22 protein-coding genes are annotated in these 17,393 nt (G+C 55.0%); 16 read left to right on the forward strand and 6 right to left on the reverse strand.

What is annotated here, in order from left to right; translation table 11 throughout:
• The first annotated feature begins 165 nt into the window (after positions 1-165).
• From ISP18_RS17085 to ISP18_RS17135, 11 genes are all read left to right on the forward strand, one after another.
• The gene (locus ISP18_RS17085; protein WP_380014770.1) at positions 166-543 is read left to right on the forward strand and encodes an NIF family HAD-type phosphatase; all 378 of its coding nucleotides are present in this window, start codon (positions 166-168) and stop codon (positions 541-543) included.
• 531 nt (positions 544-1,074) lie between these two features.
• On the forward strand, positions 1,075-1,350 hold the full coding sequence (locus ISP18_RS17090) for a barstar family protein (RefSeq protein ID WP_380014773.1): 276 nt from the start codon (positions 1,075-1,077) through the stop codon (positions 1,348-1,350).
• 69 nt (positions 1,351-1,419) lie between these two features.
• Entirely contained in the window at positions 1,420-1,767 is a 348-nt protein-coding gene (locus ISP18_RS17095) for a hypothetical protein (RefSeq protein ID WP_380014776.1), read from the forward strand.
• Positions 1,768-1,968: 201 nt separating this feature from the next.
• On the forward strand, positions 1,969-2,283 hold the full coding sequence (locus tag ISP18_RS17100; RefSeq protein WP_380014779.1) for a hypothetical protein: 315 nt from the start codon (positions 1,969-1,971) through the stop codon (positions 2,281-2,283).
• A 91-nt stretch (positions 2,284-2,374) separates the two neighbouring features.
• Positions 2,375-2,725, forward strand: coding sequence for a hypothetical protein (locus ISP18_RS17105; RefSeq protein ID WP_380014782.1), 351 nt, complete (start codon positions 2,375-2,377; stop codon positions 2,723-2,725).
• Between the two features lie 520 nt (positions 2,726-3,245).
• Complete coding sequence (locus ISP18_RS17110) at positions 3,246-3,551, forward strand: hypothetical protein (protein WP_380014785.1); 306 nt, start codon at positions 3,246-3,248, stop codon at positions 3,549-3,551.
• A 58-nt stretch (positions 3,552-3,609) separates the two neighbouring features.
• On the forward strand, positions 3,610-4,047 hold the full coding sequence (locus tag ISP18_RS17115) for a hypothetical protein (RefSeq protein ID WP_380014788.1): 438 nt from the start codon (positions 3,610-3,612) through the stop codon (positions 4,045-4,047).
• Between the two features lie 338 nt (positions 4,048-4,385).
• On the forward strand, positions 4,386-4,796 hold the full coding sequence (locus ISP18_RS17120) for a DUF2251 domain-containing protein (RefSeq protein WP_380014791.1): 411 nt from the start codon (positions 4,386-4,388) through the stop codon (positions 4,794-4,796).
• Between the two features lie 523 nt (positions 4,797-5,319).
• Complete coding sequence (locus ISP18_RS17125) at positions 5,320-5,685, forward strand: hypothetical protein (protein WP_380014794.1); 366 nt, start codon at positions 5,320-5,322, stop codon at positions 5,683-5,685.
• Positions 5,686-5,950: 265 nt separating this feature from the next.
• Positions 5,951-6,259 carry a hypothetical protein gene (locus tag ISP18_RS17130; RefSeq protein WP_380014797.1) on the forward strand — a complete coding sequence of 103 codons (309 nt, stop codon included), beginning with the start codon at positions 5,951-5,953 and terminating at the stop codon, positions 6,257-6,259.
• Between the two features lie 482 nt (positions 6,260-6,741).
• Positions 6,742-7,086 (forward strand): hypothetical protein, encoded by a 345-nt coding sequence (locus ISP18_RS17135; RefSeq protein ID WP_380014800.1) that lies wholly within the window; start codon positions 6,742-6,744, stop codon positions 7,084-7,086.
• A 291-nt stretch (positions 7,087-7,377) separates the two neighbouring features.
• Here the strand turns inward: ISP18_RS17135 and ISP18_RS17140 are convergent, their stop codons facing one another.
• The 4 genes from ISP18_RS17140 to ISP18_RS17155 form a co-directional block, all read right to left on the reverse strand.
• The gene (locus ISP18_RS17140) at positions 7,378-7,857 is read right to left on the reverse strand and encodes a VOC family protein (protein ID WP_380014803.1); all 480 of its coding nucleotides are present in this window, start codon (positions 7,855-7,857) and stop codon (positions 7,378-7,380) included.
• Between the two features lie 246 nt (positions 7,858-8,103).
• Complete coding sequence (locus tag ISP18_RS17145) at positions 8,104-8,856, reverse strand: hypothetical protein (RefSeq protein WP_380014806.1); 753 nt, start codon at positions 8,854-8,856, stop codon at positions 8,104-8,106.
• Between the two features lie 89 nt (positions 8,857-8,945).
• Complete coding sequence (locus ISP18_RS17150) at positions 8,946-9,302, reverse strand: YciI family protein (RefSeq protein ID WP_380014809.1); 357 nt, start codon at positions 9,300-9,302, stop codon at positions 8,946-8,948.
• Between the two features lie 233 nt (positions 9,303-9,535).
• A complete protein-coding gene (locus tag ISP18_RS17155) occupies positions 9,536-10,111 on the reverse strand; it encodes a TetR/AcrR family transcriptional regulator (protein ID WP_380014812.1) in 576 nt (191 codons plus the stop codon).
• Positions 10,112-10,219: 108 nt separating this feature from the next.
• Here ISP18_RS17155 and ISP18_RS17160 point away from each other — a divergent pair, with 108 nt between their 5' ends.
• On the forward strand, positions 10,220-10,606 hold the full coding sequence (locus tag ISP18_RS17160; RefSeq protein WP_380014815.1) for a DUF4267 domain-containing protein: 387 nt from the start codon (positions 10,220-10,222) through the stop codon (positions 10,604-10,606).
• Position 10,607: 1 nt separating this feature from the next.
• Positions 10,608-10,928, forward strand: a complete 321-nt coding sequence (locus ISP18_RS17165; protein WP_380014818.1) for a DoxX family protein — start codon at positions 10,608-10,610, stop codon at positions 10,926-10,928.
• Between the two features lie 58 nt (positions 10,929-10,986).
• Here the strand turns inward: ISP18_RS17165 and ISP18_RS17170 are convergent, their stop codons facing one another.
• Together ISP18_RS17170 and ISP18_RS17175 are read right to left on the reverse strand one after the other, a co-directional pair.
• Complete coding sequence (locus tag ISP18_RS17170; protein ID WP_380014821.1) at positions 10,987-11,769, reverse strand: LytR/AlgR family response regulator transcription factor; 783 nt, start codon at positions 11,767-11,769, stop codon at positions 10,987-10,989.
• Entirely contained in the window at positions 11,766-12,854 is a 1,089-nt protein-coding gene (locus ISP18_RS17175) for a sensor histidine kinase (protein ID WP_380014824.1), read from the reverse strand. The genes ISP18_RS17170 and ISP18_RS17175 overlap by 4 nt, the downstream gene beginning before the upstream one ends.
• A 211-nt stretch (positions 12,855-13,065) precedes the next feature.
• Here ISP18_RS17175 and ISP18_RS17180 point away from each other — a divergent pair, with 211 nt between their 5' ends.
• From ISP18_RS17180 to ISP18_RS17190, 3 genes are all read left to right on the forward strand, one after another.
• On the forward strand, positions 13,066-14,157 hold the full coding sequence (locus ISP18_RS17180; RefSeq protein WP_380014827.1) for a hypothetical protein: 1,092 nt from the start codon (positions 13,066-13,068) through the stop codon (positions 14,155-14,157).
• Between the two features lie 772 nt (positions 14,158-14,929).
• Complete coding sequence (locus ISP18_RS17185) at positions 14,930-15,325, forward strand: carboxypeptidase-like regulatory domain-containing protein (protein ID WP_380014830.1); 396 nt, start codon at positions 14,930-14,932, stop codon at positions 15,323-15,325.
• Positions 15,326-15,694: 369 nt separating this feature from the next.
• Positions 15,695-17,161: a glycosyltransferase family 39 protein gene (locus ISP18_RS17190; protein ID WP_380014833.1), complete on the forward strand. Its 1,467-nt coding sequence runs from the start codon at positions 15,695-15,697 to the stop codon at positions 17,159-17,161.
• Positions 17,162-17,393: the final 232 nt, after the last annotated feature.

Here is a 17,393-nt window from a genome sequence, read left to right on the forward strand (position 1 = left end):
CAAGTAACGCTGAATCTCTCCATTCTGGCCTCAGACCATCTCGGCATGCGTCGCGGCCAACTTATGCTTTAAAGATGCGGCCAACTTATGCTTTAACGAACACCTTGTGTGGCTGAAAGCATAAGTTGGCCGTTTTGGCCAACTTATGATTGCCTGGAAAGCATAATGCGGTCGCACTGGAATCCGGGTAGAGCTTGGCTGGCCTCAGTCAAAGGCCCCGTGCGAAATCAACACACTAGCTTTGAAAGTCTCTCTACAAAGCACACCAAGTCGTTGCATAAGGTGAAGCGTCGTGGCTACGACTTGCGCCGTGTCATAGCGGTGGATGACAACCCCGAGAAGTATGCTCGAAGCTATGGGAATCTGGTGACGGTGGCGCCTTACCTAGGGAGCTTGGAGGACGATGAGCTTCATTATCTCAAGCGGTACCTGGAGGAGCTCATTCGCCAACCAAACGTTCGGAGCGTGGAAAAGCGCGCTTGGCGCCGTCGGCTGGAGCACGCCGATAGAGGGCGACTGGCATCTACCGAAAAGATGCCGTAGGTGGAAGTGCGGTAACGAGGGGAATCAATGAGTGATGAGCGAAAGCCGGTTTGGATTACCTTCCCGACTATCCCGTGGGGGAGCATTGGGTGGCGCATGGGTCATGGGGAAGACTACTGGCACGCATGGGTTTCTTGGTTCAGAGAATTAAGTACCGCCGCACGCGGGCAATACAAACAGACTTGGCCCGAGCCCGAGGGGTGGTTGGGCTTTTATTCAATGATTGAAACTGGCACAACTCCACCATGGTTAGCCGAACGCCAAAAGCGAGTGGCCGATGCGGCGATACCTCCTGCAGCAGATGAAATAGTCATTTCTGACTACTACCGGATAATTTGGCTAGTTCGCCAGCACATGAAAAGGGCTGGCTCTGATCAATTGAAGCCTGACGAAGCGTTCGCGGAATTCTATGATTCACCCGACGGCAGTCGATGGCGAGTGTCGGCTCTGCTACAAGGTGGTATGAGCATGCATCGTCTTACCGGGTGATGTCCGCTTCCCAAAGCGGCTGCCCGAAGGAGTGAGGGGAGCGTGGACATCGTTGTTAAATGCGCTGGCCTCGCAAGCGAGGCGTCGTTCTGGCAGGCGTACTTGGACGCGGCCAAACCTGAGGGTGCCGCAAACTTTGGTCGAAACCTGGATGCATTCCGTGACGCCATCCTTGGAGGCGGCCCAGGATGGCCGGGGGAATGTGTGCTCCGACTGGTCAATTTTGATCAACTGCGGGCTATTGATGGTGGCCGACTTTGTATCGATCTGGAATGGTTGGCCGCAGAGTCTCGCCATGTGACGATCCGATTCGAATGACCGTTTCCGACCCAAAGCAGACTAGTGAGATGTAAGGTCAACGATCTCGATACGGCGAGGGAAACCGATATGACACCAGAGAGCTTTGTTTCGAAACTCAACGTTACTGTCGTGGAGCAGAACAACGCCATCTATCGCGCCCTTTTATTGAACACCGACCCCAGCGAGGCGTCCGAACCGTATTGGAAGCGCGTGCTAACGGTCTTCAGTGATCTGAACTCCGATCAGCGGGACGTGCTTATAGAGCTGACGCGTCAGGTCGCGATCGATACGACCGCCAATGTGCTGGGCGTTATCGATGGAACGTGCACGTTAGAAGGTGCTGAGGGCGAGTTTCGCTTGACCTTTGATGCGCGAAATCTTGCAGGGGACTTGCAGAGCTTATTCTTGGAGCGGGCTGAGCAACTGGCTCCCTAACGGCTGCTTCTGACCCGAAGCGGACCTCCAGCGACGGTAATCGACGTCCGCCTTAGCGATGGATTGTTAGCCGGACGTGGGGTGGTAAAGTTTGAAGAGCTCGGTGCTTTAGGGGCTGCATTCAGCGAATGTGGGCAGATGTATAGCCGGACCTGCACGTCCGTCTATTAGGTAGTTAGATTTCAACCTATGGAAGTATGTATGGACACAGATCTCGTCGATTACAACGGCACCAAGGTAGTCGCTGGATCGCCAGAGCAGATAGAAGCTGCTCAAAAGATCGCAACTTATTCCATCGACGGCGTGCTGTTCCCTCGGATTCCATATGGCAGTGAGGCCAGCGGAGCGGGGCATCGGATCAACAACGACACGCCTCTCTGCAAGCTATCCCCAGCTGCAGCGGGGGAAGCCGAGTGGCAGTATCGGATGGAAAGTGGATTTCCCGTTTATTGGGAAATGAGGAGAAAGGCCCGCCCATGGCCGCTTCGCGTCATCCAGTTTTTTTTTGGCAACTGACCTAGCATCCGACGTGCCGCATCGCCGAGCGGCAGGCACGCTGCTAAGGTCCGCTTCCGACCCGTAGCGAACCTTTTGAAAAGGAGGTTGCATGACAGCTAGTGACATCCAGGACTATCACGCGGCTACGGGGTGCCCGTTAGGCCGCGCGCAGGAGTTGCTATCTGCAATGCCACCTGATCTTCGAGAGCGTGTCCTGTTGGCAGTCAAGCAGAAGAGCAGCCGAAAGCTACTGATCGATCCGATCGAGACGGATTCGCTGCTAGCAGAAAAGGTTCGTGAGGCCGCAGACGAGGCAACCCGAGCGGCCGACCTAGCGGGTCATCAAGGCAGGGAGCGAAGCCACGTTGTTTGGGCAATGCAGAAAAAAATCTTAGCTGAGCGTTATGGCATTGCTTGGTTTTCACCTAAAGATATGAATCCTGATGTGATCTTCGACTAGGACGGCTGATGTCGCTTCCGACCCATATACGACCATAAACTCGGTAAGTCATAGGAGGGGTATGTCAAACACTTTCAGCGTCGAAGGACAGACCTTTTGGTGGTCCATGGTCCCGCAAACGAATGAATTTGAGCCCCTGCTCCGGCTTGCCGTGTCGGAATCTGCGATTGACGTACTTCGTATTTCTAGCGAAGACCGGGCGTTTGATATCGCGGTGCGAGTAAATGTCAGCACGTACGCGGGCGGCTCCAAGATCCGCCACCTCGGACCAATATTGGTGCTCGGCGACGGCCTCCGAACTCTTGATCGGACCGTGCCTTCTGGGATGATGATCCGAGTTCGGCCTCGTGTTTCCGTGATGACGGAAGGGGACGACGCTGGCGTGGATGCTTCCAGACTAGTTCAGTGGTGCCTTAGTCCGCACTTTCGAGCCGTGCGGGTTACGGCGTCTGGTAGCGCCTGGAACGAAGCCTAGCGCAAGGCGGACGTTACTATCTCAATTGCAAAGGGTGTGGTGCCGATGGAAGTGATCGCCGAGCAGCACTGGGGTTGGCAGCTTTTTGAGGATGCAGGAAAGCTGTATATGTCCGTCATTTGTGGCGGAGTCGGTATCTTCAGCGTCGATTTCGAACTAGCAGGCAACGAGGTCGCGAACTACCGGCAAGTCGGTTGTGAATACATAGATCAGCTGGCCAATTCGGTTAGGAGAAAGGCAGCCGAGTTCGAGTCAAGACAGCTCGTCGGGTTCCTTTCCAGTGAAAAGGTTCAAACTGCGGTTGATGCTTGTCGCGAAAAGAGCGGTGAGGTAATTGGTCGTAGCTTATAGTCTGCTTTCGACCCGAAGCTGACACTGCTGCTACAACGTATCTCTTTGAGGGAGAGCAATGCACGAAGCTGCCAAACGGTTTTCGGAACTACCGACCACCCAAAGGAAAGCGGCTTGCCTGCGTCTGTGTGAGCATGCTCTGCATGTGTGGGAGAAGAGCTTTCCCGAAGATCGCACGGTGAGCTATCAAGAGACGGTTGCTGGGTCGATTCAGACGCTTGATCTCGAACTCCCGCGGGACGCGCTTGCTGCCGCCAACGCCGGAGCGGACACCGCGAGTGTGGCCTCTCGCTATCGCGAGCCGCTGGTCGCACTGCAAGATGAGGACGTCGTATTGCCGAAAGACGCCGAGTTTGCCTACTACGCGATCCATAACGCATTTGAGCGATACGCTTTGGGCCGCGATATCGGCGAATGGATCATCGTCAACCAGGCGCTGTCCACCGCGCCTGATGCCATCGGTCTGCTTACCGATGTGCTGAGGGAAGCGGGTTAACTGGCATGTCCGCTTTCGACCCAAAGTAGACCTTAGAACCAATGACTCGGGATGAGGGTGATGCCAAGAGCCAGTATCACGGTAGTTGTGGATGATCGAGACGAAGTAGCCGCCGTTGATGCGTGGTTCGCGAAGTGGCGACCAGCGCTAACCCATGTGTCGGAGGATTTCGGATGTGGCTGTTGCGTGCATATTTGGCAGCTAGAAGGGCCTGCTGAGGCGCTCGCTGAGCTTCCTCCCTCTATCGTCTCCGGAGACGAATGGACTAACTAGTGCGTAAACTTTTTTGGTTCGCTTCCGCCCCATAACAGACAGATTTGCCAAGGACAAAGAGGACTATGGCGATAGAAGTCGTCACGACAAATGATCTGATGGTCGGGTCTTCAGTGGTTATTGAAGGGGGATCGCCCAAGGGAAACTTGGTAGCCGTTTTCGAAGATGACGGCCAAACAGGCTACTTCTACGCGCTTGACATGGCCGCGGCCGGCAACCCTATTCAGGATGCTATGCACATCTACAACGTCTCTCAAATCGCAGACCGAGAGATAGCTTCGACCGTGAAGATCGGGTGGTCGAGCGACGGCCGGAAAGTCGTGCTTCTGATCAACAATCATCCACATGCCGTTTTCGATTTCGAGAACCGAAAAGGCTATTGCCGCAGCGCATTCCCTCCGGTAAGTCCGTCCCAGGACTGGTCGAAAGATGGACATGGCTGGAACAACTTGGCGATAGAGGCGCTTTTTCGGTGACATATCAGGGGATGTCCGCTTCCAACGCAAAGCAGACGCGGACCAGATATCCTTGATGCCACGCTTTCTTACCGTTTCAAAGGAAAAATTTGGGGGTCGAAATATGCGCAAAATTAGCAGTTTTTCGATGATACTTTTTCTTACATTGCAACCTATGATTGCATCTTCCCAGGATGATCCCAACGTACCCGAAGTCTGCTATCGGATCATTGATACGTACAAAGAGTGCCTCCAGCATTTGAGGATCATTGAACAGAATCGTTCGTTGGACACCACGCAATTGACAAACAGCATGTCCAATCTGCAGAAGTTTCGGGATGCGCTAGGGCCATCGATAGGATAGTGACTTCTGTGCATGTCGCTATGGAAACCGGCCGACATCTTGCCTATGGAACCGGTGTCGCATATCGGCACCTCTGTGGCATTAAGCTTCCGCCAGGGACGGTCGAATACTCATAGTTACAGGGAGGCCGCTTTCGACCCATGGCGGACCTAAGCCGTAAGACCAACCACAGGGGTGGGTATGGACGAATCCAACGATTTGCTGGAAGCCATTCGCTCGTTGAATAGCAGGTTTCAGGTCGTACAACGCGATCCACAACGCCTGGAGTTGGCTCTGACGTGCGTCGTGCTTGCCGGTGCGGAGGGGCCCTACGTCATACGCTTCACGTCATTTCGGGACGAATGGGCCATGGAATGGGATTCCGCGCACTCCAAATGGATCGAGCGGCCCGAGCTTTCCAGTCCCGAATTCGGACTGATTGCCGAGGCATTCGTGAAGCCGGTTCCAAGCGGTTACACGGTTAGCTTTTCAGATCGCAGTGAGCCGTTAGTGCGGTGGGGGCTTACGGCTGACGCAATTTCAATTCGTCCGGCGACTCAGGGCTGATCATTCATTTAACTTGAGCGGTGAACTACTCTGCTTTGACGGTCCGCTTCCGGCCGAGACTGTGTGAAAACGAAGAGCGGAATTTTTCGACGCATAATTTTTGATCAAAATCGACGGCGTGGAGGTGATTCTGACCAACCAGAATCAGTAAGTTGATCAGATTTCGCGTAGGAGGCACGCCGTTGTTGAGCGACTAACGTTTTCACACAGCCTGGACCCGAAGCGGACATCGCTGTAAATTTTCTTTAGGGTATCGAGGCGTTAAATGAGTCTGGTCGATCCTAGCAATCGCCATTTCCCGGAAGCCTTTCTAACACCTAGAGAGAGAGCGAAAGCCACTCATGAACTCGCATCCTATGGAGAAGCCGCCCTGCCACTATTGCGAGCAATTCTCGACGGATCGGCAATCAACGAGAACGGAGTACCTTACCGTCGCCTGGGTATGCCTATCGATTGCGCGTTGGTGACCATTCGAATGCTCGACAAGACCGCATTCTCGCTTCAAGATTTAGTACAGGTGGAGTTCAAAGCAGGGCATCCTTACGCGCAGGACGCACTTACGGCTTTAAGCTGACGGAAACGTCCGCTTCCGACCCATAACGGGCATGATCGAAAGCGTCATTGACTATCAAAGCTTAGCGATTTCGAGGGGAAATTATGTACGCAGCAAGGTGGCGCGAGCTACGCACATGGACGTACGCATCGCGGGGGCTACTTATTCTTTTCCCGATAGGCGCGGTCCTGCTTACTGTCTTTGGCGTTAAAGCAAACATCAACTACATCGTGCCATGTTGGTTCGTCGTCTATGCTTACGTGAATTTGGTTATAACGTATTTCCTGTGTCCGCGATGCAACAAAACCTTCTTCACAAGTAAAATCCATCTTATAAATAGGTTTTCGCGAAAATGCATGAAATGCGGACTGCCTAAATGGGCACACGATCACCATTGACATGGCCAATGTTCAACGAACGATCGTGCGCGAGAGCTATCGTCACTCTGATTTGGTGTCTGGCAAACTTGATGTCCGCTTTCGACCCTAAAGGTTAGAGTTGGTGTGTATGAAGAATTCTATCCACTAAATAAAGGTCCGGCGCGCTTCGTGCCGGGCATCCATCCTAAGCGTCTTTATAAAGTGACAGATGCCACACTAAGAGTTGATTTGCGCATTTCTGCCTTTCGGGAAGCACCCTGGACCGGTATCCAGTGTCCATCAATTAACGATATGGAAAGCGCTCTGGAAAGAGCCGGATGGAAGAAACTGAGACCAGTTCCGTCATTGGATGGCGGTAGCATGACGACTAATTTTCAGTACGGAAATAAAGCGGTATCCCTAAATGCCGAATGTTCCGAATTAGTCCCCGAGGCCGTCCTTCTCTCACAAGACCCGACCGAACTCTAATGATCTTCCGGTTGCCTGGAGTTCGAGAGCGCAGCGCTATTGTTTGAATCTTTGGCGTCCGCTTCCGACCCAACGCGGGCGCTACCAATGAGTCTGGAATACGCCATAGGTCACATTGACTGACGCCTCAGCGCCGCCTGTTTGAGACAAAATCGGTTCAATTCAAGTAATTAGATCGCGCGGCCAAATTATGCTTTCCGGGCACGGCCAGATTATGCTTTCCGCCACATCCCTTGTGTTCGTTAAAACATAAGCTGTCCGTTTCGGATGGTTACGTGAAGAACTGGTGGCTCATGCGTTACCACGCACAGCCGCCTCGATCTTCGCAACATCAATCTTCCGCATCTCCATCATCGCTTTGAACGCGCGCTTCGCTACCTCGCCACCGCTCGCCATTGCCTCGGTCAGGACGCGCGGTGTGATCTGCCAGGACACGCCCCATTTGTCCTTGCACCAGCCGCACGCACTCTCCGTACCGCCGTTGCCGACGATCGCGTTCCAATAACGGTCGGTCTCCGCCTGGTCGTCTGTAGCGATCTGAAAGGAGAACGCCTCGTTGTGTTTGAACGTGTCCCCGCCGTTGAGGCCAAAGCACGGCACGCCGCACACCGTGAACTCGACGGTCAAAACGTCGCCCGCTTTACCATCTGGAAAATCGGATGGCGCCCGGCACACTGCGCCGACCGCGCTATCGGGAAACGTTTGAGCGTAAAAGCGCGCGGCCTCTTCAGCGTCATGGTCGTACCACAGGCAAATCGTATTCTTGTTCATCGTTGCTCTCCTCTATTTGCCATCGAACGAGCGTTGATGCGATATGTCCGCTGCGGGTAAAAATTGACATCTACCGAACCTCCCGTGCTCTCAAGACTGCTGAGGATCGATATCCCCCGATCAACCTCACGCAGAAGGATAGGCTTTTGCGAGGCGCAGGGACGGCATTGCGCGGCCATAGCGGCGCGAGGGCTGCAGAAGGTTGCTAACGCGCAAGGATCCTCTCACCGCTAGACCGCGTTTGTATCAGTGATGATGCATGTCCGCAGGCGTTCCGTCGGACCAGTTGGGGGCCGGGACTAAAAACACAAGAATCGGCGGCAGCCCTTTTATTTGAGGTTGTTCTTCCGGAGAGACGAACCAATAGGGGCTGGACATAACCGGTGAGCCCTCGGCGCCAGAACCCCAATCTTTACCGTCTTTGACCAGGGTATCGAACATGAGATGAGGCATGTTGTGGCCCCCTTCGTCGGTCAGATACGACGATTTCGACATCATGTAATCCATCGCGCCGCTTTCGAGGTCCGGCAATTGTTTATTTTCGTACGCGGCTTTGAGTGCCGACAGCATCTCCGCCTTGGAACGACCAGCCATCACCATCTTGGCGCGTAGATAAAAGATGGGCACTATCGAACGTGCAGCTTGGGGGTTCAGACAATCTGCAGCCCTCACTTTCGGGTTCCAGAATTCGGGCCAGTCAAACGGTCCCGACCAACTTCTACCCACCACGCAGATAAACCCGTTCTTGCCTTCGACCGCTGTCTCGTAGCCCTTGCGTCCCAGAACCAGGATCGTCGCATCACGGGAAATGGAATCGGGAGCTGCACTTCGAGCTAAGGCGATTTCAGCTTTCCGATCCGCCATGAGGTATTGGTCGATCGGGGCCATCTTCGGATAGTTTGACGCGGCATCTTGCGCCATCACCTGGTGCATCGTGCCGAGCCCAACAAGTAGTGCGAAGCTCGTGATTGTCGTTGCGCCAATCTTATTTTTGCGCATAGTCCTCTCCTCACAACCGGTCATTTCACGCAGAAACGTGTTATGCGCCCGCCCTTCTGCGCAGCACCCGTTCGCCGCTGCCGTACTGCTCAGTTCTCCGCGGGGGCGGGCATAAAGAAAATCTCTCGCACCTCAACCACACCCGGGAGCGCCTTGGCACCTTTGCGCACCCACGCCAACAATTCGTCCAGATTCTCGGTTTCCAGTATCGAAAGACCGCCCACGTACTCTTTCGCCTCGATATATGGCCCGTCGGTGACGACCACCTCACCGTTGGGCTGCGACCGAATTGTCACTGCCTTCGGGCTCAGGCCACACGCAAACTTCCTGACACCAGCAGCCATCATTTCCCTGTTGAGTGCGTGAATGGCTTCGATGGTCTCTTCGGTTACGAGGGACGGGTCGAAGTTGTCGGGGATGTAGGTAGAGATCAGATATTGCGGCATTGTCGTCCCCTAATATGGTCATCAGCCGGGTCAGTTGCCCACTTTGACTATAGCGACGAACGGCGACACTGGAATTCGACAAGCTGCCCAGAAAAAAATTGGCTCTTGTCGCTTGGGTATCCAGGAAAACCGGGCTCGTCTTTGGACGCCTGACGTTGGCGCGCGATAGCGAGGCGGAACAAGGCCGCCCATGCACGCTGTCGTTCTTGGCTCATGAGCTGCGGTCGGGCGAGCTATTTTTGGAAACTAAGGAGTGCCCGAACAACAAATTCGATACGTTCAACGCGCGCGCTGGGCCTAATTCGCCCTGAGCGCTCGAGTTCGGCGAGCCCATGAAGGGCTGCCCAAAAAGTCTCGGTCGCGACATCTACATCGACGCAGAACGGCGTTACGACCGATGCAAGAGCTTCGAAAGCAGCCCGCAGTTCCGGTCTGGTTTCAGCTTCAGCGAACCGCAGATCCGTCGGAAGGACAAACATGGCCTCGTAGAGTGCAGGCTGACGTGATGCGAAGCCGAGATAAGCCATCGCGGCATTCTCTAGGGCGTTTCGTTGTCCGGTCGATCCGTGCGCTGCTTCCTGGAGAGCTATTGTGATCTCCTGGAAACCCTCCACTGCAACCGCGGCAACAATCGCATCCCTGTTCTCGAAATGTGAATAGAGGACTGGCTGGCTATATTCGATCTCTTCGGCCAGGCGGCGGATGGTTACGGCATCCCATCCTTCGCGCTCAGCGATCGCGCGCGCGGTCGCGATAATGCGGGACTCGCGCTCCGCCCGGTGCCTGCCTTTTCGCTCGGCGATACTCAACCTTCGATCTCCCAGACCAAGACGGCCGACATGTCTTGTGATGATACGGAAGCTTGATAATATATCAATGCTAGATTATATTACGTTGCTACTTAACGACCGTAGGACATGGCGATGCATTGGCTTCTGATAGGACTGGCACTGCTCCTGGCTCTCGCGATCATCGCGATCGGCACCCAATATATTTTGAGCCCCACCGCCGCGACGCGCAGTTTCGGCCTGCCGCTTCCTGAAAACGGCACCAACATCGCTTGGTGGCTTCGCCTCAAGGGGGTGCGCGACATTGCGTCGGGATTGACCGTACTGGCGTTGATGGCCTGGGGCACCCCCCGCGGGGTCGGCATCGTGCTGCTGGCGGAAGCCTTCATCCCTGTCGGCGACATGCTGCTCGTTCTTGCAGCGAAAGGCTCCACCCGAAGCGCCTTCGGCATGCACGCCGTTACGGCTGTGGTTATGGTCTTGACGGCCATTCCCTTGATCATGGGAGTGCGCTGAGATGGTTCATGCCTTTTCGATCTGGCTTCTTGTTGCCGGTTTCTTCGGCGCAGGCCTCTTTAACGCGATCGGCACACCCGCGACGCAAAGCGATTTCGCTCGGTGGGGTTACCCACGTTGGTGGAGCCGTTTCACCGGTGGACTGGAAATGATGAGCGCTGTTCTGATTGCGTTTCCTGCCAGTCGCATTGTTGGCCTAGCGCTTGGGGCGGCAATCATTGTGGCTGCGGTTTTGACCGTTTTACGCCACCGCGAATTTTCCCACCTTGTGCCTCTTGGTGTCTTCGTCGCCGTGATGGCGCTCGCGGAGATCTCGTCTTGAGGGGGTAAGGCACAAAGTGCCGCTACGGTAGCCACCGGACTCCAATGCCGATCACTACTCAAAGCGAGGAACGTCGATTTCGCAGCAGATCGTGAAGGCCCGCGCTGTAGTTGCGGCTCGCTCGCAACGTCTGGCCATCTCGCAATGTAACGAGTGCATCGCGATTGGCGAGCGCCTGCACGCGAACGATGCGATCTACCTGGACGATCGAGGAGCGATGGATGCGCAGGAACTGTGAGCTATCTAGATGCGATTCCAGAGAGCTGAGCGTTTCGCGAATGAGGTGGGTCTTACGCTGTACGTGCAAACCGGCGTAATCCGACAAGCCCTCTATCCAATCGACGTCGTCTACCTTGACGAAAGTAATATCGTTGCCGCAGCGCACTGTAAAGCGACGAACCGGCTGGTCACCTGTGCCAACGTGTTTGGCAATTAACCGTTCATACAGAAGGCCGTAGTGGCTCTCTTGCCGATGTAGCACAACGGTTCGCCTAACGCGATCAATGCATGCGGCAAACCGTTCGTTATCAATCGGCTTGAGCAAATAGTCGAGTGCCTCGATATCGAATGCATTTAACGCATACTCGTCGTGCGCCGTCAGGAATACGAAGTGCGACGTGTAGCCTTTAGGTAGCAGTCGTACCAGCTCAATGCCGTTGATACCCGGCATCTCGATATCGAGAAAAACGAGGTCTGGCGTCAGACGAGAAATCAAATGCTGCGCCTCCTCTCCCGTGGCACATTCGCCGACGACGATCATGTCCGAGTACGCGCGTAGGCGCATGATCACGCCAAGTCGCGCGAGCGGCTCGTCATCGACAATGAGGACTCGGATCGTCATCGTCCAACCATCGACAAGCTCACAATCGGCTCCGTGATCAGCGGGAGTCGAAGTGAAACCATAAATCGTCCAGTCTCCCCCGACAGTACCAGGGTAGCGTCGTGGGCACCGTAGAGCTGTCCCAATCGAGCCCTCGTGTTCGCCAATCCCACCCCATGGCTTTGATAGGAGCCCGTCGCTTCGAGCTCACTCGTATCGTTCGCAACGTCGATCTGCAATCTCTGCTCGGCCAAGCGTGCGCTGATGGCGATTTCACCGCCCGCGGGACGCAGGGCGATCGCGTGCCGGATGGCATTTTCGATGAGCGGCTGCAGCAAAAAGCGCGGCACCTGCGCGTCATTTGCCTCGTCGCTTACATCGAAAGATACCTTAAGTCGCGAACCGAAGCGTATTCGCTCAATAGTCAGATATTCGTCGACCACAGCGAGCTCATCTCGCAGTGTCACCGTGTGCGTGTCAGGAAAGCTCAGCGTATTTCGCAGAAGTGCGGCCAGCCTTGCGATCACTTCCGTAGCCAATAGGGGCTGATTACTGACCACTAACGAGGAAATGGCGTTGAGTGTATTGAAAAAGAAGTGTGGCTGAAGCTGATAGTGCAGAGCCAACAACTGCGCATCTCGCGCTGTCGCCTCCGTCAAAAGCAGCTTTGCTCTTTGTTGCTCGACGGTTTGATAGTGTTTTACGCCGAAATAGAGCGCACTCCATCCATCAAGGGTCAAACTGACGCTGATGGCCTCAGTCAACGCGATACTCCAGTCGAACGGCAACACCTGGTTGGTCCAGAGCATCTGCATGAGGCGCGTAACGATCGTGCACGCTACGCCGAGCACGTAGGAGACAATCACGCAACAGGAGAGGGCGCGAAATAGCGGCACGCCCTTGCGCCAAAGATGCCGGCAAAGAAAATACAAGAGAAAGCTGGCGAGAAAGGAACTACCAAGCTCCGCCATTACCGCAAACACTTCAGCGCCCGTGTGACTATAAGGGGCCAACGTGATTGCAGTCGTCAATGCATATAGCACCCAGCCACCGATCTGCAGTGGCCAGAAAGATGCGAAACGCCTCGGCATATCTGGAGTAGGCATATCACCATTCTATGGGCTGCCTCTCTGTTCTTGCACCCTTTGGGCGTACTGAATGCACGGTTCATCGCAAAATTACCAGGTCTCGTCGAACGGGAGCTTCTGGTCATCGCGCGCGCCATTAGGCTTCGCACAAGTTCCTGCCACAGTCATTCGATTCACGTGCGAACGCCATTTATACCTGCTGCCGGTCCGGCAAAATCAAGGAGGTCTTGTGAAGAATCACGTCTTGAAAAATTCTGGAATAGCCTTGGGTCTGTTGGGAGCAGCCCTGATCGTCTCAAGTAGCTTTGCGCAGGGATTTATGCCTGCGGTGAGGTTTCCAGGTGTGCGAAAGACGCTGCCTAAAGCGCAGGTGAGCACACGGATGTCGGATTCACCGACCTATACATACACTCTGCTCAGCTATCCCGGCACTCTCGACACACAGGGTGTTGGTATCAACCCCGATGCCCTTGATGGCGACTTGTACGGCCAGAGCGTAACAGCTAGGCCAGAGATTAAAGTCGTCGGGGCGTGGTTTTCATCCGACGGCGCATCCCAGACGGGCTTTCTTGCTCGAGTGTTTGGAACCAAGTCCGTCCGCGAGACCTACGATCTATTGAATGACCCTCAGGGCTCGCTGGTACAACAACCCTATAGCATCAATGATTTCGGCCAGATTGTCGGCGATTATTATATGGGTGATATCGGAGGCTCTTACGTCTTTCACAGCTATGAGCTGGACGGCGATACATTCAAACCCCTAAATGTGCCGTTTGCCAATGCCGTCAGCACCTTCTCCCCAGCCATCAACAACACGGGCGAGATTGTCGGCGGATGGACCGATAGCGCCGGAAACTCGCACGGATATACGCTGATCGGAGATACGTACACCTCGTTCGACTATCCCGGCGGGGGCCAGATTCAGCTGTATCTTTCAGTCAATAGCGAAGGGCACATTGTCGGCTCCTACGCCGACGCAAACGGTAACGTCCATGGTTTTTTGCGGCGCGGGGAAACCTATACGTCGATCAACTTCCCAGGTGCGGTCTACACCGCGAGCACAGGGATCAACGATGCCGACGAGATCGTCGGGAGCTACTGCCCGACCAACCAATGTCTCCAAACGGGTGGTGAGGGCTTGCAGGGATTCATATTGAAGAATGGGGTCTATACCACTTTCGCGATTCCGGGCGAGTACGCCACGGCGTTGGCCTCCATCAACAACAAAGGTGTGCTGATGGGGAACTACTACGATACAGACGTGAATGCGGCCGACACAGCCAATCACGTTCACACGTTCCTGGCAACGCCGACTCTATAGGGGATCGTTAAGACAGGCGAAGCGATCGATGGGCGGCATGTGTGTTTCCCATGCCTAGCCCGTACTTCTCACTGCACCCTGTCGGCGCTCGCTCCGAATGGACTAGGTTGCTCATATTGGCGCCCGGCGATGTCGGCGTGGAAGAAAGCGAGATTGTTTCTGGTCATGGCAGTACACGTTACACGTGTACTGCCATGACCAGCGCGGCAATGCGATTCAGCCGCCTAACAAGTGAATCCGGCCCAGAGTTTCCAAACTCGGTCGACGGTAGAAGATCACCATCATTCAGATGCCTGCTTAGCTTCGAAAACCGACCTTTCACAAGGTGACGCAAAGTACTTCTGAAGTACAACATCCATCGATGGCAGGCGCCGCAATTAATTGAATTTAAAAGCGAGACCGAATGCGAGATTTGGCTTGAAAAGCCGCATGTCAGTGGTTCGATTCCACTCCCTCCTCCATCGCATTCTGTGATTTAGCCCACCTATCGAATGGTCTATCCAATATCAAGACAAAACCCCTGCATTTGACGATGGCGTTATCCATAGTAAATGATACGGCCTTTCAAATGGCCCTATGGTGAGTGGGTCCATTACGACTGGGAACACGTACCCAGCGCACAGGGAGAACGGTAATTCGAACAGCCGATGCAAGGAAGCAAAAACCGGCGTTGATTTATCAGCAAGCATGGCGTGCACCAATGGCGGCCAATCAAGGCTGCACGTGGTTAGCGCAACGCGTCCGAAGTGTCATTCGTAAAACAGGAGATTCCATGCACAAGATCGAGCATTTCAAAGACAGCAACCATCAAGGCAGGTGGTCGCTTTCCATGAGTAACGCGACCGTTGTAATTGCACTGGGTATCATCAGCTCGCTGTCTCCGCCGACCGCACGTGCGCAGTCGACAACGTCCAGCGTCTTCGGTCACGCGCCGGCTGGGGAACTTGTGACGGCAAGTAATGCGACAGGTTTGCATCGCCATGGAACCGTGAATAAACAGGGCCGCTACAAGATCGGCCCGTTGCCAACAGGCGATTACATCGTGACGTTGGAAAAAGACGGAAATACGGTCGATACACAGCACAATGTTACGCTGCTCGTTGGTCAGAACGCCGAAATCGACTTTGCTTGCCCTAACGACCATTGCGAGGCGTCTGAAAACCGCTAAATCAGCGCTAGTTGCAAGCCTCGATATCAAACCCGGCGTCGTCGCCGTGCAACCTTGCTTGCGACGACGACCGGCATCAACAAGATCAGACGATCTCCGGTGATGGATGAGCATTGGCGCCTGAAGTTCACGTGCGTGCTTGGACGCTCTGCTTGATGAATCCAAACGCGTTTTCGGGTGCCTGAAATCAAAAGGTCCGCATTGCTTTGGGTCGGAAGCGGACATTGGCTATCTTAGGGAAGTACAAGAATCATCGCCCGGGGAGCCGGATAGGCATCGGGCGAACAGTCGACCTGTTTCAAGGACGCATCCATGACTGCAATCGGTGTACCAGCTCAGAGCGCTATGCGAGGCTACCGGGGGAGTGTCATGCCGGTGCTCGTCATTGCCGTGCTCTTCGGCGCAGCCCACATGTTGACCAACGGGCAGTACGGTTTTCACCGGGACGAATGGCAATTCCTGAGTGATGCGCAGCATCTGGATTGGGGCTTTGTGCCTTACCCACCCCTGACCGCTGCACTGGAGCACCTGGGCCTCAAGATGTTCGGCCTGTCACTCGTGGGCCTGCGACTCTTTTCGGTGCTCGCACAGGTCTTGGTGATTCTCGCCGGCGGCCTTATGGCTCGCGATCTGGGGGGCGGACGGCTGGCGCAGAGCTTTACGGCCATCGCGGTAGCGCTGTCGCCATTGCCGATATTCGAAGCGACGGAATTCCAGTATTCCTCATTTGATCTATTGTGGTGGGTGCTTATCGCCTGGTGTGTGATTCGTCTGATGCGTGACGATGAGCCACGCTGGTGGGTGGCGATTGGCCTACTCGCCGGGCTTGGTCTGCAGACCAAGTATTCGATCGCGTTCGAACTCGCTGGCGTGCTGGTGGGGGTGCTGCTCACCGACGCACGGCGATATGTTGCGAATAGCTGGTTCTGGGCTGGCGGTGCCATCGCGCTACTACTGTTTGCCCCCAATCTCGTTTGGCTCGTCAGGCACGACTTCGTTTCGTACCATTTTCTGCAAGCGATCCACGCACGCGACGTACATCAGGGACGCGCAGATGGCTTTCTGCGCGATCAGTTCCTATTGAATGCCAACCTGTTCGCCGCACCTGTCTGGCTGGCGGGTTTGTTCGCCTACTTCAACGACCGCCGCTATCGCATGCTTGCCTGGATGTATGTGGTGCCGCTGCTGCTGTTCCTGTTTGCGCAGGGGCGCGGCTACTACACCTGCGGCGCTTACCCCATGCTTCTGGCCATGGGATCTGTGGTGGGTGAACAATGGTTGCGCACCCTGCGTCCCGCATGGCGTGTTGGGATTACCACACTGATGTTTACCGGTGTCTTCGCCATCGGCACCTATGCGGTGCTTAACATCGTACCCATCGCATCAAGCGGTCCGCTGCGAGACTTTGCGCTTCGAAACAATGGGGACCTCCGAGAAGAAATCGGCTGGAACGAACTCGTCGCGCACGTGGCTGCCATTCGTGATGCCTTGCCTACCGAACAGCAAGCCAACCTGGGCATTGCCGTGGGAAACTATGGCGAGTATGGCGCTATCGCCCTTCTCGGCCCGCAGTACCACCTGCCCGTGCCGATCACCACCGTTAACTCCGGATGGCTACGCGGCTATCCGCATACGCCACTCACCACATTTATCGTGCTAGGAAATTCGCAGGAGCGCGTCGATGAGCTCTTCATCGATTGCCGTCTCGCTGGTCATTCGACCAACGCTTTGGGCGTAATCAATGAGGAAAGCCGGGATCACCCCGATATCTTTGTGTGCGGCCGCACGCGTAAGCCGCCAAGCGAGCTTTGGAAGCACGGGCCAGACTTTGGATAAGTTGCCGCAGACGCCTGAAAGGATGCGTGCTGATAGCGATGTCCGCAACGGGTCGAAAGCGAACTTTCTGTTCTCTGCCAAGAACTACCCTTTCGGGCTCTGAATTAGGAAGGTAACCGAATAGGCGGGATGGATGACTGGGAACGCGTAAGGCGGCGCGGTCCCGAATTTGTCGTACCTCTGTGGCATCATCGCGATGAGCGTCGGGGATGTGTACCTGAGACGGGAGCGA

Source organism: Dyella humi, from assembly GCF_044904605.1.
Lineage (GTDB): Bacteria > Pseudomonadota > Gammaproteobacteria > Xanthomonadales > Rhodanobacteraceae > Dyella_B > Dyella_B humi.